Source organism: Modestobacter excelsi (assembly GCF_005930495.1).
GTDB lineage: Bacteria > Actinomycetota > Actinomycetes > Mycobacteriales > Geodermatophilaceae > Modestobacter > Modestobacter excelsi.
Genome location: NZ_SJEX01000001.1, coordinates 164,442 through 180,753, shown reverse-complemented (window position 1 = coordinate 180,753; position 16,312 = coordinate 164,442). Strand labels below are relative to the sequence as shown.

Sequence of the window (16,312 nt, the reverse complement as noted above, 5' to 3'; positions counted from 1 at the left end):
CTAGCCGCCCAGGTGCGAGGTGTCGTTGACCAGCCGCACGCTCGTGCGGCCGTCGGAGGACCAGGTGACCGTCGACAGCGACGCGGCCTCCAGGAACACCCGGTGGACGATGTCGTCGCCGACGCCGAGCCCGGCGGCCAGCAGCAGCTTGATCGGGGTCACGTGGCTGACCACGAGCACGGTCTTCCCGGCGTGGCGGTCCAGCACCCGGGCCCGCGCCCGGGCGACCCGGGTGGAGACGTCGGCGATCGACTCGCCCCCGGGGGGCCGGACGTCCAGCGCTCCGGACCAGCGGCGGAACGCCAGCGGGCTCATCGCTTGCGCCTCGGCGGCGGTCAGCCCCTCCCAGGCGCCGAAGTCCAGCTCCCGCAGGTCGCCGTCGACCTCGACCGGGACGCCGAGCACCGCGGCGGCGGCCTCGGCGGTCTGCCGGGTGCGCTGCAGCGGCGAGGCGACGATGACGTCGATGCCCCGGCCGGCCAGGTGCTGGGCGGCGGCCGCGGCGTCGGCCCGGCCGAGCTCGGACAGCGGCAGGTCGCTGCTGCCGCTGAACCGGCGCTCCGGGGTGTGCTCGGTGCGCCCGTGCCGCAGCAGGAGGGTCGTGGTGACGACGACGGGCGCGGGCTCGGTGGCCGGCTGCGTCTCGTCCTCGAGGACCACCGGCTCGGCGGCCAGGTCACGGCGCACCGGCTTGCCGTCCATCGCGCTGTTGGCGAGCGCGTCCGCGGCGCCGTTCTGCGCCCGGGGCACCCAGGTGTAGCGGACCGCGCCCAGCTGCCGGGCGATGTCCCGGGCCTGGACGGCGAGCGCCTTCATGTCCGGGTGCTTGATCTGCCAGCGACCCGACATCTGCTCCACGACGAGCTTGGAGTCCATCCGGACCTCGACGCTCGCCGCCGGGTCGAGGTCGAGGGCTGCCTGCAGCCCGGCGACCAGCCCGCCGTACTCAGCCACGTTGTTGGTGGCCCGGCCGACGGACTCGGCCCGCTCGGCGAGCAGCCGACCGGTCTCGGCGTCGCGCACCAGCGCGCCGTAGCCGGCCGGGCCGGGGTTCCCCCGCGACCCGCCGTCCGCCTCGACGATGAGACGCCTGCCCGCGGAGGACCCGCTCACAGCCCGGACTCGGCGTTGCGGACCAGGATCCGGCCGCAGTTCTCGCAGCGCAGCACCGTGTGCGGGTCGGCGTTGCGGTAGGTGGCCAGCTCGGTGCCGTAGAACTCGATGCGGCAGCCCTCGCAGCGGCCGGCGCGCAGGTGTGCCGCGCCGGTGCTGCCGGTCTGCTGGGCGACCCGGTCGTAGAGCTTGAGCAGGTCGGTGGGGACCGTGCCGACGATCTGGGCCCGGGTGGCCTGGTGCCGGGACGTGGCGTCGGCGATGTCGGCCAGCGCGGCGTCCCGTTGCTGCTCGGCGCGCTCCTGGTCGGCCTGCGCCCCGGCCAGCCCACCCTGCGCCGCGGCCAGCGCGGCGTCGGCGGTCTCCCGGCGCTCCATCAGCTCGAGCACCTGGTCCTCCAGGTCGCCCTGCCGGCGGTGCAGGGACTCGAGCTCGTGCTGCAGCCCGGTGATCTCCTTGGGCGTCGCGCCGCCGGAGTCGATCCGGGACTGGTCGCGGGCGGCGCGCTGCGCCACGGTGTCGACGTCGCCCTCCAGCCGCTTCTGCTCGCGGTCGAGGTCACGCACCTCGGTCTCGGCCCGGACGACGTCGTCGGACAGGGTCCGCTGCGCCTCCTGGGCCGCGTCGACGGCGGCGAGCTCGGGAAGGGTGCGCGCGCGGTGGGCGAGTTGCGCGAGGGCGACGTCCTCCGCGGCGAGGGCCAGGAGCTTCTGCTGGTCGAAGTGGTCAGCCTGCACGCCGTCAACCTACCCGCGGGGCAAGGGCACCGGGTCAGGGTGCCGCAGACCCACCGGCCCCGGTCCGCGGAGTGCGGACCGGGGCCGGTGGGCTGCCTCCTGCTCAGCGCCTGGACGCGGTGGCCCCTCCCTCCGACCCCGGAGGCGAGCCGCTCAGCGGCTCGTCGGACAGCGGGTCGGGCAGGTCACGGAAGGTGGGGTCCTCCCGCTCCGCGGTGTAGTCGCTGTCCGCCGTCCCGTCGACGCCGTCGACGACCTTCATGGCCCGGAGCACCGCCGTCACGACGACGGTCACCACCAGGTTGACCAGCAGGGCCAGCAGCCCGGCGTAGATCGTCACCTTGGTGTCGAAGCCCAGCTTGCTGAGGGCGAACGACGACCCGCCGAAGTGCTCGCGGGCGACCGTGCCGTCGGGGTTGAGCTTCGGGATGTTGTAGACCAGCGCCAGGCCGGTGGCCATCCCGGCGATCCAGCCGGCGATGAGGCCGCCCCGGTGCAGCCAGCGCGTGTACAGCCCGAGGGCCACCGAGGGCATGGTCTGCAGGATGATCACGCCACCGATGAGCTGCAGGTCGATGGAGAACTGCGGGTTGAGGAACAGGATGGCCGCGACCGCGCCCAGCTTGACCACCAGCGAGGCGATCTTGGCGACCTGGGCCTCCTGCCGCGAGGTGGCGTCCTTCTTCAGGTACTCCTTGTAGATGTTGCGGGTGAACAGGTTGGCTGCGGCGATCGACATGATGGCCGCCGGCACCAGCGCACCGACGCCGATCGCCGCGAAGGCGATGCCGGCGAACCAGCTCGGGAACATCTGCTGGAAGAGCACCGGGACGATCGTGTTGCCGTCGGTGCCGATCGGCTGCGTGCCGGCCGCGATGGCCATGAAGCCCAGCAGCGCGATCAGGCCCAGGGCCAGGCTGTAGATCGGCAGGGCGCTCATGTTCCGCTTGAGCACGTCCCGGTTGCTGGCGGCCAGCACGCCGGTGATCGAGTGCGGGTAGAGGAACAGCGCCAGGGCCGAGCCGAGAGCCAGCGTGGCGTACCCCAGCTGCCCGGTGGCCGGCAGGATCACCCCCGACCCGGCGGAGAACTTCGCCTCGGCGGCGCCGAAGATGGCGTCCCAGCCGCCGAGCTTCGACGGGATCACGATGACCGCGACGATGATCGTCAGGTAGATCAGCGCGTCCTTGACGAAGGCGATCAGCGCCGGCGCGCGCAGGCCGGAGTTGTACGTGTAGACCGCCAGGATGATGAACGCGACGATCAGCGGGAGCTCACCCTCCACGCCCATCGCCTTGAGGATCGCCTCGATGCCGACCAGCTGCAGCGCGATGTAGGGCATCGTCGCGACGATGCCGGTGATGGCGACCAGCAGCGCCATCGTCGGGGAGTCGAACCGGCTGCGGACGAAGTCCGCCGGCGTCACGAACCCGCGCACGTGGCTGACCGACCACAGCCGGATGACCACCAGGAACACCAGCGGGTAGATCACGACGGTGTACGGGACGGCGAAGAAACCGGCCGCGCCCGCACCGAACATCAGCGCCGGGACGGCGACGAAGGTGTAGGCCGTGTAGAGGTCGCCCCCGAGCAGGAACCAGGTCACCCAGGTGCCGAAGCTGCGGCCGCCCAGGCCCCACTCGTCCAGGTGCATGAGGCTCTCGGCCCGCCGCCACCGGGACGCGGCGAAGCCGAGCACGGTGACCAGCACGAAGACCGCGATGACGATGGTCAGTTCCACGACGTTCACGGTCGGCGCTCCCCGCCCTGGCCGGTCCGGCCGCGGGCGATGGCGTCCCGGGCGGCCTGCTGCTCGCCGGGGCTGCGGCGCGTCATGCGGTAGACGATCGAGGTCGTGAGCACGCCGAGGACCACGAACGCCAGCTGGAGCCAGTAGAACGTGGGCCAGCCGAACAACGTGGGCTCGATCTTGTTGTACAGCGGCACGATCAGCGGCACGACGATCGGCACGATGAGCAACCAGTTCCACGGGCTGCGGTCGCTGCGTCGCGGCGCCACCCCCGCGGGCGGTGCGTCTGCGCTGGACACGGTCTCCTCCTCCCCGGAGGAGACCTCCGGGCTCAGTCGGCCGAGTCCTCGGCCGAGTGCAGTCGCTTGGTTCCGATACTGGTACCGCTGGAACCCCCGACCTGCCAAGTCCACGGGTCCGTGGGCCGGGCGGAGACCCGCACCTGGACCCGCGCACCGAGGTCGCGGTGCAACAGGTCGGCGGCGCAGGGCAGCCAGGGGAACTCGGACGCGAAGTGTGCCACGTCACAGAGCGCCGGCCCGGCCATCTCGGTGGCCTCGGACACGGCGTGGTGCTCGAGGTCGCTGGTGACGAACACGTCGGCGCCCGCGGCGGCCGCCGCCTCGACCATCGAGGCACCGCTGCCACCGCAGACGGCCACGGTGCGCACGAGCCGCTCGGGGTCACCGGCGATCCGCACGCCACCGGGGGTGTCGGGCAGCGTCGCGGCCACCCGCTCGGCGAACTCCCGCAGGGTCACCGGACGGGCCAGGTTCCCGACCCGGCCGAGCCCGGCGCGGCTGGCGGTCGCGGAGTTCTCGAAGAAGGCGTAGCCCGGCTCGTCGTAGGGGTGCAGGTCCAGCAGGGCACCGAGCACCTCCGCCCGGCGGGCCCGGGGCACGACCATCTCCAGCCGGATCTCCGGGACCCGCTCGACCTGGCCGTGCCGGCCGATGACCGGGTGCGTCTCGTCGCCGGGGATGAAGGTGCCGGTGCCGGTGGTCTGCCACACGCAGCGGGTGTAGTCACCGATCACGCCGGCGCCGGCACTCGACAGCGCGTCGACCAGCTGGTCGCTGACGCCCACCGGGACGAAGACGACGAGGGTGTCGGTCTCCGGCGAAGCGAGGGACTCCAGCGGCCGGACGCCGTCCAGGCCGAGGGCGGCGGCGAGCGCGTCGTTGACGCCGTGGTCGGGCGCCCGGTCGGCGTTGGTGTGGGCGACGAAGAGGGCGACGCCGGCGCGGATCAGCCGGTGCACCAGCCGGCCCTTGGGGTCGTCGGCGGGCACACCGTGCACCGGGGTGAGCAGCAGCGGGTGGTGGGTGACCAGCAGGTCGACGCCGGCCTCGATCGCCTCGTCGACCACCGCGGTGGTCGGGTCGACGGCGAACATCACCGAGCGCACCGGCTCGGCGGGGTCGCCGCAGACCAGGCCGACGGCGTCCCAGTCCTCCGCCAGGGCCGGGTCGTAGCGAGCATCGAGGGCCGCGATGACCTCTCCCAGCGCGAGCCCGGGGAGGGGGAGCTCCCGCACGGTCGCGTCCTCGTGCATCGGGAGGCCCACGGGTCCGGACTGTAGGTCAGCTCTCCGGGCCCGGCCTGTTGTGCGCGACTGAACTGCCGGGGAGCCGGTCAGCGGGTGTCCGGCGGTCTCCGGGGCGGCGGTGCTCATGCCCCGGTCTTCGTGCGGGACCGCCCGGCCGGATGGGTGCGCACGCGCGTGCCCGGCGGTGTCCGACGTCACGACCGTCACCGATCGTCACAGCCGTTCCTCCCGCTGCCCCGACACGCCCGGCGACGCTGTCCGCACGTCCTCGGGTCCGGCACCGGCCCACCACGCCCTTGACCTGCCCGCGACCCATCGAGGACCGTCCCCGGCCGAGGACGTCGGTCGCCCGGGAGTCGCGATGCGCAACGTGCACGGGCAGCAGCGCTCCGGTCTGGCGCTCCCCGGCTGCCCGTGGCCGCGGGGCGGGGCCGGTCACCGCGCCGCGGGGTGCGCCCGGTGACCGCCGATCACCTGCGCGACACGGCCGCCGGGCTGGAGGTGGTCGTCGACGACCGGCGGCTCGTGCTGTCCCCGACCCGCTCGTTCGTCATCGGCCGCGGTGTGGGGGTGGACCTCGAGCTGGCCCATCCCAACGTGTCCCGCCAGCACCTGGTCCTGGAGCCGGCACCGGCCGGGTGGACCGCGACCGACCGGAGCCGCAACGGCACCTTCCGCGGCGCGGAGCGGATCAGCCGGCTGACGCTGACCAGCCCCACGACCGTGCGGCTCGGCGGCGTGGAGGAAGGGGTGCAGCTCGAGCTGGTGCCCCGCCGGGCCGGCGAACGGTCCGCCCCCGAGTCCCGGCTGGCCGGGCAGGGCCGCCTCACCGGCATGCACCAGGTGCGGGGGGCCGCTATCACGGTCGGCCGGCTGCCGGACAACGACGTCGTCCTGGACGACCTGCTCGTGTCCCGCCGGCACGCCCGGCTCGACCTGACCCCGGCCGGGCCCCGGATCACCGACCTGGGCACCGGCAACGGGACCTACGTCAACGGCCGGCGGGTGACCGAGGCGGCGCTGGAACCGGGCGACGTCATCGGCATCGGGCACGCGCTGCTGCAGCTCGACGGCGACCGGCTGATGGCCTACGTCGACACCGGCGAGAACACGTTCGAGGCCGACGGCCTCACGGTCACCACCCCCAAGGGGCGGACGCTGCTGCAGTCGGTGAGCTTCACGCTGCCCGGACGCAGCCTGCTGGCGGTCATCGGGCCCAGCGGAGCCGGCAAGTCGACCCTGCTCAACGCCCTCATCGGCGTCCGACCGGCGGACGTCGGTCACGTCCGGTACGCCGAGCGGGACCTGTACGAGGACTACGACGAGCTGCGGCACCGCATCGCGCTCGTCCCGCAGGACGACGTGCTGCACACCCAGCTGTCGGTCCGGCAGGCGCTGTCCTACTCCGCCCGGCTGCGGTTCCCCGCCGACACCACCGAGGCCGACCGTCAGCAGCGGGTGGAGGAGGTGCTGGGCGAGCTCGGCCTGACGGCGCAGGCCGACCAGACGATCACCAGCCTCTCCGGAGGGCAGCGCAAGCGGACCAGCGTGGCCCTGGAGCTGCTGGTCAAGCCGTCCCTGCTGTTCCTCGACGAACCCACGTCCGGCCTGGACCCGGGGATGGACAGGTCGGTCATGCGGACGCTGCGGTCGCTCGCCGACGACGGCCGCACCGTCGTGGTGGTCACCCACAACGTGGCGAACCTGCAGGTGTGCGACCAGCTGCTGCTGCTGGCCCCGGGCGGGTGGGTGGCCTGGTTCGGCCCGCCCGCCGAGGCGCTGCGGTACTTCGACCAGGCCGACTTCGCCGACATCTTCATCCTGCTCGGCACGGCTCCCGGTGAGCACTGGGCCCGCGTGTTCCGGGAGTCCGCCGACCACGAGCGGAACGTCGGCCGTGCCGCACCCGCGCCGCACGACGGGCAGCGGACCCCACGGGAGCTCCCTGGCGGCAGCCCGCGCCAGCAGGGGCCGATGGCCCAGTTGTCGGTACTGCTCCGCCGGTACGTGGCCGTCATCGTCTCCGACCGGCAGTACGCGGTCTCCCTCGCCGTCCTCCCGATCGTGATGAGCCTGCTGGCGCGCGCCGTCCCGGGCTCGGGCGGGCTGTCGGTCGCCGCCGCGCTGGCGACCGGCACCCAGTCGGCCATCCAGTCGGCCAGCCAGCTGCTGCTCGTGCTCATCATCGGCGGCTGCCTGATGGGGACCGCCGCCTCGATACGCGAGCTGGTGAAGGAGCGACCCATCTACCAGCGGGAGCGGGCGATCGGCCTGTCGCTCGGGGCGTACCTGGTCTCGAAGGTCATCGTGCTCCTCGTCATCACCGGGGTGCAGGCGGCCGTCTTCACCCTGCTCAGCCTGGCCGGCCGGAAGGGCCCCGACGACCCCGTCGTCCTCCCATGGGGACGGGTCGAGGTGCTCCTGGCCGTCCTCGGGGTCACCTGGACCAGCATGATGATCGGCCTGGCGATCTCCGCCGCGATCGACAACGCCGACCGCGGCATGCCCTTCCTGGTCCTCGTGATCATGGTCCAGCTGGTCTTCTGCGGCGGGCTGTTCCCGGTCCACGGTCGGGCGGTCATCGAGCCGCTGTCCTGGCTGGTGCCCTCCCGGTGGGCCTTCGGGATGACGGCGGCCACCACCGACCTGAGCCGGCTCGACCCGACCACGGCCGATCCGCGGTGGGCGCCGACAGCGGCCGACTGGTACTCCAACGCCACGCTGCTGATCGCGATCATGGTCGTGCTGGCCGCCCTGACCGTCGTCCTCGTCGCGCGGCTCGACCCGCAGCGCCGCCCCGCCAAGGCCTGAGGGAGCAGCCGGCATGACCCAGCGGACGTTCGGCCCCTACGAGATCGAGTCCCTGCTCGGCAGCGGCGGCATGGGCGAGGTCTACCGCGCCCGCGACACCCGGCGCGAACGGCTGGTCGCCCTGAAGGTGCTGCCGGACATCTTCCGCCACGACCAGGAGTACCTGTCCCGTTTCCGGCGGGAGCAGCACGTCGCGGCACGGCTGCGCGAGCCGCACGTGATCCCCATCCACGACTACGGCGACGTCGACGGACGGCTCTACATCGACATGCGGCTGGTCGACGGCGAGGACATCGGGGCCCTGCTCCGCCGCGACGGCCTGCTCCCCCCGTCCCGCGCGGTGCACCTCATCTCGCAGGTCGGCGAGGCACTCGACGCGGCGCACGCCGAGGGTCTGGTGCACCGGGACGTCAAACCGTCCAACGTCCTGGTGACGGCCGCGGACTTCGTCTACGTCGTCGACTTCGGCATCGCCCGCCCGATCGGCACGAGCCGGACGGCGCTGACCATCACCGGCGCCACGGTCGGGACGCTCGACTACATGGCGCCCGAGCGGTTCACCAACCAGCCCATCGACGGCCGCGCGGACACCTACTCGCTGGCCTGCCTGCTCTACGAGTGCCTGACCGGCACGCGCCCCTTCCCCGGCGAGGAACTGCCGGCCCTGATGTACGCCCACCTCTACAGCACGCCGCCGCGGCCGAGCAGCGTCGTGCCCGACGTCCCGGGAGCGTTGGACGAGGTGGTCGCCCGCGGGATGGCCAAGCGTCCCGACGACCGCTACGAGACGACGCCGGCGTTCACGGCGGCGGCCCGTGCGGCCCTCCGCACGGCGCCTCCCGGCTCGGCTCTCCCGGCGGCACCGGCCCCGGCTGCCTTCCAGCCCACCCACGTCGTGTCGCCCCCGCCGGTCGGGGCCCTGGGCATCGCCTCAGGGGCCGGCGGGCACCGCTCGGTCGACCAGCTGCCGACTCCGGCGGGCTTCGCGCCCCCCGCCGGCGGGTCGCCGACCGGCGGCAGCGGGGCGGGGAGCGGACCTGCCCCGGGTGGCGGCGACGGCGGAGGCGGTGACCCCCGCAGCGCCCCGGGGCACGGGTCCCCTCCTCCACCCGACGCCGGGCGGCGGCGCTCGGCCCGGGGTCCCGGTCGGCGGCGGAACCGCACGCTGGCGCTGATGGCCCTCGTCGCCGTCGTGGTCGCCGCCCTCGTCCTGGTCAGCGTGGTGTTCCTCCGGTCCGACGGCTCCGGGGGCACCGCCGCGCAGCCCTCCGCCGAGCCCACGGCCGCGCAGAGCCCGCCACCGCCGGAGATCGCGGCCAGCGTCCCGATCCCGGCGGCGGGCGGTGTCGTCCCGGTCGGCGCCACCCCCGGCTACATCCAGGTCGCGCCGAACGGACGCTTCGCCTACATCGCCAACCGCGACGCCGGTGTGGTCACCGTGTTCGACACGGCTCTGGCGGCGGTGACCGCGACCATCACCATCGACGCCGGGCCGCCGCAGTTCATCGCCTTCTCCCCCGACGGCAGGACCGCCTACGTCACGGTCTTCAACAAGGACTTCACGGTCAACGACGTCGTGTTCCTGGACACCGCGACGAACGAGGTGTCCAAGACCGTGCCGGTGGGGCACCGCCCCTACGCCCCGGCGACCACCCCGGACGGCCGCCTGCTCTACGTGCCCAGCCACAACGACGGACGCGTCGACATCGTGGACACCACCAACGGTGAGGTCGTCGGCAACGTCCCGACGCCGCCCAACCCGCACTGGGTGGCGTTCAGCAAGGACGGCAAGTTCTTCTACACCGCCGACCACGAGTCCGGGGTGGTCACCGTCTTCGACTCGGCCACCAACGGGCTCATCACCCAGATCCCCGTCGGCAGGGCGCCGCACAGCCTCGCCGTCTCCCCGGACGGCACCCGGGTGTCGGTGGTGAACTTCGAGAGCAACACGCTCTCGGTGATCGACACGGCCACCAACGCCGTCGTCGCGACGGTGGACATCGGGCTCCGCCCGCAGGACGTCACCTACGCCCCCGACGGCAAGCACCTGTACACCGCCAACGTCGACGACGGCACGGTCGACGTCGTCGACACCACGACCAACGTCGTGACGGCGCGGATCCCGACCGGCGACTCGCCCAGCAGCATCTCGGTGCTGCCGAACGGTCGGCAGGCCTACGTCACCAACCTCGGCGACGGCACGGTCCGCATCCTCGACATCACCGCGGTCTGAGTCGAGCTGGATGGTCCTCTGCCGACGGCTCTCGGCCCCGCTGCAGGGACCCGCCGCGAGCTTGCGAGCGGTGGGGGGCAGCGGGGTCCTCAGTCCATCAGCGGGTCGGCGTCCTCGTCGGCGGTGAACGCCGCCCACAGCGCCGCATAGGCACCGCCGGCGACGAGCAGCTCGGCGTGCGGGCCGACCTCGACCACCCGGCCGTGCGCCAGCACGGCAACCCGGTCGGCCCGGGCGGCGGTGGTCAGCCGGTGCGCCACCACGAGCGTCGTCCGGCGGCGCGCCACCGCGTCGGCCGCCCGGGTGACGGCGGCCTCGGTGGCCAGGTCCAGCGACGCGGTCGCCTCGTCGAACAGCAGGACGTCGGGGTCCACCAGCTCGGCGCGGGCCAGCGCGAGCAACTGCCGCTGCCCGGCCGAGAGCGCGCGCCCCCGCTCCCCCACCCGGGTGCGGTAACCGCGCGGCAGCCCGGCGACCATCTCGTGCGCGCCCACCGCCCGCGCCGCCGCCTCGACCTCGGCGTCGGTGGCCTCGGGCCGGCCGTAGGCGATCGCGTCGCGCACCGTGCCGGCGAACAGGTACGCCTCCTGCGGCACGACCCCCAGCCGGTGCCGGTACTGCAGCAGGTCCACCGAGCGCAGGTCGGCGCCGTCGACGCAGACCGCGCCGGACGTCGGGTCGTAGAACCGGGCGACCAGCTTGACCACCGTGGACTTCCCGGCCCCGGTCTCCCCCACCAGCGCCACCGTCTCCCCGGGCGCGACGGTGAGCGAGACGTCGCGCAGCGCCGGGGTGGGCGCACCGGAGTAGGCGAAGGTCACGTCGGCCAGCCGCACCTCGCCGCGCAGCCGGCCCACCGGCCGGGGGTCGGCGGCGGCCGGCGTCGACTCCGGTGTGCGGAGCAGGTCGCGGAGCCGGCGCAGCCCGACCGAGGCCTGCTGGTAGCTGTCGAACACCTGGGACAGCTGCTGCACCGGGGAGAAGAAGGTGTCCACGTACAGCACGAAGGCGATCAGCACGCCGGCGCTGATGTTGCCCGAGGTGAGCCGGGCGGCCCCAACTGCGAGCACCGCGGCGGCGGCCACCTCGGAGAGGAACTCGACGAACGGGAAGTAGATCGAGATGTAGCGCTGCGCCCGCAGCCGGACGTCGCGGTAGCGCCGGGCGTAGCCCTGGAACACGGCGGTCGAGTGCTCGGAGCGGTTGAACGCCTGGGTGACCCGCACCCCGGCGACGTCCTCCTGGAGCCGGGCGTTGACCGCGCTGACCCGCTCCCGCGCCTCGGTGTAGGCCGGCACCGAGCGGGACCGGAACCAGACCGTGGCCACGGCCAGCACCGGCAGCGTGACCACCAGGACGAGGGCCAGTTCGGCGTCGAACAGGACCAACGCGACCAGCACCCCGACCAGGGTGAGCACGCTGACCACGGCCGTCGTCAGCCCGGTCTGCAGGAACGCCGACAGCGCGTCGACGTCCGTCGTCATCCGGGTCATGATCCGGCCGCCGAGCTCGCGCTCGTAGTAGTCCAGGCCCAGCCGCTGCAGCTGGGCGAAGGTCTTCACCCGCAGCGTGTAGAGCAGCCGCTCACCGGTCCGGCCGGTCAGCCAGGCCGCCCCGCGGGCGACGGCGAAGTCGGCGAGCACGACGGCCAGCGCGACGCCGGCGATGCCGAGCAGGTAGGACAGCGAGCGCTGGGCGATGCCGTCGTCGACGCCCTGGCGCACCAGCGCCGGGATGGCCAGCTGCGCCGCCGTGTCGGCCGCCACCAGGACGAGGGCGGCGGCCAGCGGCCAGCGGAACGGCCGGAGCAGTCGCTGCAGGGTGAACGCCCGGTCCGCGGCACGGGCCCGCTCGGCGGGCACGTCGGGTTCCTCGTCGGCGGGGGGCAGCCGGTCGACCAGCGCCCGCAGCGCGGCGGTCGGCGCGGCCGCGGCCATCGCTGCGCCGCGCCCGCCGATGGAGGCGGCCGCGGCCCGCGAGGGCCCGGCGTCCTCCGCCTCGTCCGGCTCGACCTCGGGCCAGGCCGCGGGCGTGGTGCCGCCAGGCGGCAGCTCCTCCTCCAGCGGCGGCAGGTCGCCGTCGGCGCCGGACAGCAGCAGCCGGTACAGCGGCGAGCGCGCCTCCAGCTCCGCCGCGGTGCCGACGTCGACCACCCGGCCGGCGTCCAGCACGGCGACCCGGTCGGCCAGCGCCAGCGTCGACTGGCGGTGGGCCACCAGCAGCGTCGTCCGGCCGACCACCTCCTCGCGCAGCGCCTCGTGGATCCGCGCCTCCACGGCCGCGTCGACGGCGGAGGTGGCGTCGTCGAGCACCAGCACCCGCGGGTCGACCAGCAGCGCCCGGGCCAGCGCCACCCGCTGCCGCTGCCCGCCGGACAGGGTCAGCCCCTGCTCGCCCACGACGGTGTCGTAGCCGTCGGGCAGCTCGCTGATGAAGCCGTCGGCCTGGGCGGCGCGGGCGGCGGCGCGCACCTCGTCGTCCCCGGCGTCCGGTCGGCCGAAGGCGATGTTGGCGCGCACGGTGTCGGAGAACAGGAAGCTGTCCTCGAACACGACACCCAGCGCGGCACGCAGCTGGTGGGTGTCCAGGTCCCGGACGTCGCTGCCGCCGATCCGCACCGCCCCGGCGGAGACGTCGTAGAAGCGGGGCAGCAGGTTGACCACGCTGGACTTGCCGGAGCCCGCGGTGCCGATCAGCGCCAGGGTCTCCCCCGGCTCCACCCGCAGCGACACCCCGGTGAGCACCGGCCGGTCGGGGGAGTGGCCGAAGGTGACGTCGTCCAGGTCGACGGTCAACGGTCCCTCGGGGAGCGCGCCGGTCCCCGACACCAGCGTCGGCCGCGCGTCGATGACCTCGAGCACCCGCTCGACACCGGCGCGGGCCTGCTGCCCGATGGTGAGGACGGCGGCGAGCTGGCGCACCGGCGACACCAGGGTGGCCAGGTAGGTCGCGAAGGCCAGGAACGTGCCGAGCGTGATGGACCCGCGCAGCGCCAGCCAGCCGCCGAGCGCCAGCACACCGACCTGGCCGAGCGCCGGGATCGCCTGCAGCAGCGGGTTGTAGCGGGAGGTGAACCGGACCACCCGCATCCGGGCGCCGAACAGCCGCCGGGCGCCCTCGTCGACCCGGTCCAGCTCGCGGTCCTCCTGGCCGAAGCCCTTGACCACGCGGACGCCGGTGACGGCCGCCTCGACGTCCCCCGCGACCGCCCCTGCCTGCTGCTGCGCCGCCCAGTTGGCCGGGAACAGGTCGCGTCGGGACCGCAGCCCCAGCCACCACAGCGCCGGCCCGACGGCGAGGGCCACCACGGTGAGCAGCGGTGACAGCCAGGCCATCACCACGAGGGAGACGACGAACAGCAGCGCGTTGCCGGTCAGGTTGGGCAGGAAGGCCAGCAGCCCCTGCACCAGGGTCACGTCGCTGATCGCCCGGCTGACCGTCTGCCCGGTCTGCAACCGGTCCTGCCCCGGCCCGTCCAGCCGGGACAGCGCCGCGGCCAGGTCGTTGCGCAGGTCGAACTGGACGTCGAGCGACAGCCGCCCGGCCAGGTACCGGCGGACGAACCCGGCGGCGAAGCGGAGCACGCCGGCCAGCACCAGGGCGACGACGAACGGGGTGACGTCGGCCGCCCGGCCTGAGCCGCCCGCGTCGACCACCCGGTCGACGACCGCCCGGGTCAGCAGCGGCGCCACGGCGGCGATGACCGAGCCGGCGAGCGCGGCGGCGAACGCGCCCACCAGGTCCCCGCGGTGGCGCAGGCAGTAGCCGACCAGCCGCTTGAGCCACCCGCCCTCGGGCGGCGGGGCCGCGGGGCGGCCGCGGGTGCCCGCGGCGTACTCGGCGGTCGCCGTCACGCGGCGTCGGGGATCGGCACGCCGTCCAGTGTGCGACGAGCTGCCGACAGTCGCGGATGGCAGGGTTGCGGACGTGGCGGAGCGGGGGTTGCGGGCGCCGGCCTGGCTGGAGGAGCTGGTCCGCACCAGCCGCCCCGCGGTGCCGTGGCGGGACGTCGTCCGGTTCGCCGTCGTCGTCCCCGCCCCGCTCGCCGCCGCCCTGGCCATCGGCGGCCTCGCCGGCAGCGCGCTGGGCGCCGGGGTGTTCGCCACGATGGGGTCGCTGGCCGCCACGCTCGCGCCGCAGTCCGGTCCGCTGCGCGCCCGGATGCGGCGGGTCGCCGCCGCCTCGCTGCTCGGCGGGGTCGGTCTCGTCGTCGGGCACTGGCTGACCGGCGGCGGGTGGTCGGCGGTGGTGCTCATCGCCGTGGTGTCCGCGCTGTCGGCCCTGATCAGCTCGATCAGCGCGGCCTACTCACTCGGGGCGCTGCAGCTGCTGGTCTACACCGCGATCTCCTCGGGCCTGGTCACGTCGCTGTCGCCCCTGGCCGAGGTCGGCTGCTTCCTGGCCGGGGCGGCCTGGGGGGCCCTCGCCGTCCTGGTGCAGTCCCGCGCCGAGCCGCTCGACCCTGACCGGGCCTCGGTGGGTGCGGTGTTCACCCAGGTGGCCGAGCTGCTGGAGGCGATCGGCACCGACCGCGCCGAGGACGCCCGCCGCGATCTGGCCACCGCGCTCAACGAGGGCTACGACCGGGTCATCCACACCCGCAGCCGGTCGGCCGGTCGCAGCCGGGAGCTCGCCGAGCTGGCCGGGGTGCTCAACTCCGCGGCGCCGCTGGTGGAGGCCGCCGTGGCCAGCGCCCGGGCCGGGGTGCCGGCCGACTCCCGCGACGTCGGCGCGTCGCGCGCCCTGGCGACGGCGGTCACCCAGCGCCGACCCGTCCTCGGCGAACGGCCGGCCCGGGTCGAGGAGGGCCCGGCGACGCGGCGGGCCGTGCGGCACGGCATCCGGCTGGTGTGGAACGTCGTCGGCGACCCCGAGGAGCGCGCCCAGGCGGCGGTCGAGCGGCCTGAGCTGGGCTGGCGCCTGCGGCTGCGCGACGTGCAGGACAAGACGATCGGCAACGCCGACTCCCGCGCCTTCGTCGTCCGGCTGACCCTGTGCATGACCGTCGCCGAGGTGGCCCGCCAGCTGCTGCCCATCGAGCGGCCCTACTGGGTGCTGCTCACCGTCGCGATCGTGCTCAAGCCCGACTACGGCTCGGTGTTCACCCGGGCCGTGCAGCGCGGCGCGGGCACGCTGCTCGGCGTCCTCATCGGGTCGCTGCTGCTGACCTTCCTGTCCCGCGACGCCTGGGTGCTGCTCCCCCTGGCGATCGCGGCCGGCGCGCTGCCGTGGGCCCGCAACGGCAGCTTCGGCCTGTTCTCGGTCTTCCAGACCCCGTTCATCATCCTGCTGCTCGACCTGGCCACGCCCAGCGGCGCGCAGCTGGTGGGCGCCCGGCTGGTGGACACCCTGATCGGCTGCGGCATCGTGCTGGTCGTCGGCTACCTGCTCTGGCCGCAGACCTGGCGGGCGCCGCTGGACGACGCGCTGCGCGGGGCGACGCTGGCGCTGGACCGGTTCATCGAGGCGGCGTTCACCGAGGGCCCGGTGGAGACCCGCCGCGCCCGGCGGGCCAGCTACCGCGCGCTCACCGAGCTGCAGACGCAGCTGCAGCGGCGGCTGGCCGAGCCTCCGCCGATCAGCACCCGGGCCGCGGCGTGGTGGCCGGTCATCGTCCAGCTGGAGCGGACGTCGGACGCCGTCACCGCGGCGGTCATCGCGATGCGCTCGGGCGAGCCGGTGCCCGAGCCCGCCCAGGTGGCCGTGCTGCGGAAGGCGGTCGCGCAGCTGGAGGAGGACCTCCGCGCCCACCGGGTGCCCGACGACGCCGAGATCGACGCCGAGGGGGTACTGGCGCCGGTGGCCCGGGAGGTCGACGCCGCCCGCCGGCTGGTGCGTGAGACGACGCCGGGACGCCGGGTCGGCGTCCGCGGCGCCGACGACTGACCCCGGAAAACCGCTGGCCAGGCCGCCGACCAGCACTTACCGTTCCTCCTCGCCCGGGTCAGCAGCCGGACGGCATCGCCGTCGCAGGTCCTGCGAGTCGGCTCCGGGCGTGCCGTTGGTGGCAGGCGTCCCAGGAACGCCCCGGGTTCGAGTCCCGAGGCCGTCCGGCGCACGGTCGTCCCGGCGTCGGTGGCCTGTGGCACGACGTGCCCCTCACCGGCGCCTGACCGTGC

At 74.4% G+C, this 16,312-nt stretch carries 9 protein-coding genes; 3 read left to right on the top strand and 6 right to left on the bottom strand.

Annotation, left to right across the window (positions count from 1 at the left end):
• The 5 genes from FHL80_RS00835 to FHL80_RS00815 all read right to left on the bottom strand — a co-directional run bounded on the left by FHL80_RS00835 (position 1) and on the right by FHL80_RS00815 (position 5,167).
• A complete protein-coding gene (locus FHL80_RS00835; protein ID WP_138731571.1) occupies positions 1 to 1,113 on the bottom strand; it encodes a bifunctional RNase H/acid phosphatase in 1,113 nt (370 codons plus the stop codon).
• Positions 1,110 to 1,850: a zinc ribbon domain-containing protein gene (locus tag FHL80_RS00830; protein ID WP_138731570.1), complete on the bottom strand. Its 741-nt coding sequence runs from the start codon at positions 1,848 to 1,850 to the stop codon at positions 1,110 to 1,112. Before FHL80_RS00830 ends, FHL80_RS00835 begins: the two co-directional genes overlap by 4 nt.
• Positions 1,851 to 1,953: 103 nt before the next feature.
• Positions 1,954 to 3,600, bottom strand: a complete 1,647-nt coding sequence (gene mctP / locus FHL80_RS00825; protein ID WP_246078366.1) for a monocarboxylate uptake permease MctP — start codon at positions 3,598 to 3,600, stop codon at positions 1,954 to 1,956.
• A complete protein-coding gene (locus FHL80_RS00820) occupies positions 3,597 to 3,899 on the bottom strand; it encodes a DUF3311 domain-containing protein (protein WP_216870316.1) in 303 nt (100 codons plus the stop codon). The genes mctP and FHL80_RS00820 overlap by 4 nt, the downstream gene beginning before the upstream one ends.
• A 32-nt stretch (positions 3,900 to 3,931) precedes the next feature.
• Entirely contained in the window at positions 3,932 to 5,167 is a 1,236-nt protein-coding gene (locus tag FHL80_RS00815) for a Nif3-like dinuclear metal center hexameric protein (RefSeq protein WP_246078365.1), read from the bottom strand.
• Between the two features lie 441 nt (positions 5,168 to 5,608).
• On the opposite strand from FHL80_RS00815, the gene FHL80_RS00810 reads away from it, so the two are divergent.
• Together FHL80_RS00810 and FHL80_RS26615 are read left to right on the top strand one after the other, a co-directional pair.
• Positions 5,609 to 7,960, top strand: a complete 2,352-nt coding sequence (locus FHL80_RS00810) for an ATP-binding cassette domain-containing protein (RefSeq protein ID WP_138731568.1) — start codon at positions 5,609 to 5,611, stop codon at positions 7,958 to 7,960.
• Positions 7,961 to 7,973: 13 nt separating this feature from the next.
• Entirely contained in the window at positions 7,974 to 10,193 is a 2,220-nt protein-coding gene (locus tag FHL80_RS26615; protein ID WP_138731567.1) for a serine/threonine-protein kinase, read from the top strand.
• Between the two features lie 89 nt (positions 10,194 to 10,282).
• Here FHL80_RS26615 and FHL80_RS00800 read toward each other — a convergent pair whose 3' ends face one another.
• Positions 10,283 to 14,047: an ABC transporter ATP-binding protein gene (locus FHL80_RS00800; protein ID WP_138731566.1), complete on the bottom strand. Its 3,765-nt coding sequence runs from the start codon at positions 14,045 to 14,047 to the stop codon at positions 10,283 to 10,285.
• A 73-nt stretch (positions 14,048 to 14,120) separates the two neighbouring features.
• Between FHL80_RS00800 and FHL80_RS00795 the strand changes: the two genes are divergently transcribed.
• Entirely contained in the window at positions 14,121 to 16,079 is a 1,959-nt protein-coding gene (locus FHL80_RS00795; RefSeq protein ID WP_138731565.1) for an FUSC family protein, read from the top strand.
• The last annotated feature ends 233 nt before the right edge of the window (positions 16,080 to 16,312 follow it).